The 711-nt window shown below is 48.9% G+C and carries 1 protein-coding gene; it reads right to left on the bottom strand.

The window, feature by feature from the left end; translation table 11 throughout:
- A partial coding sequence (locus tag R8N47_RS25185; RefSeq protein WP_318186103.1) for a lytic polysaccharide monooxygenase occupies positions 1-625 on the bottom strand: 625 nt, incomplete at its 3' end.
- Positions 626-711 lie beyond the last annotated feature (86 nt).

Below are 711 nucleotides of genomic sequence, written 5' to 3'. Positions count from 1 at the left end.
GAATCACAGGGGCGTCACCATCAAATTTGACATCGATAACGTTGTAGAATGATGCAGCGGTATCACCCACATCCCATACCGCAAGGATGACATGGTACCCTTCGCGTTCAGGCACGTTACATTGGTGGCTCATCTGTTTTGGTGGTTGAACCATATTGCCGTCAACCACACAGAAAGGGTTGAGATCGAACGAGTCGCGTGACAATGAAGCGTTCGGGTTCCAATTCGGTTTTGTGATGTAGTATTTCCAATCACGAGTCACGTGGTTTGCTGTAAAAGTCCATTCAAACGTTTGTGTACCAGATTTTATCGGACGTTTTACCCAGCGGTCGGCGGTTTGTTCGTCTAGTGCAGCTGCTAGAGCTGTTTCTGCGCTGGCAATTTTCCCGTCGCGAGGGCCTGTCTCTGGGAAGCCATCTGGGCCTTCCACGCTTTGTGGTTCATATTGAATTGCGCCACAGTTAGTGTTTCTTTCATTGGTATCCGATGTTGGGTACTTACACAGCGCTGCACGACTTGCTGCGACGCCATCGTTGGATTCCGATACGTAACCGTGTGCTAAGACACCAGAGCTCATGCTTGCGATAGCAAGGGCAACGAGCGATTTATTAGGGAATGATTTCATTACACGTCCTCTTGTTTGGCTGACAAATGAATACCACAGCTCGGTGCATGCAGAGCACTCTCGTCCGTATCTGATTGGAACTCATT

Source organism: Vibrio sp. 2132-1 (assembly GCF_033344315.1).
The sequence above is the reverse complement of the archived record's forward strand: the minus strand, read 5'-3'. Positions and strand labels throughout refer to the sequence as shown.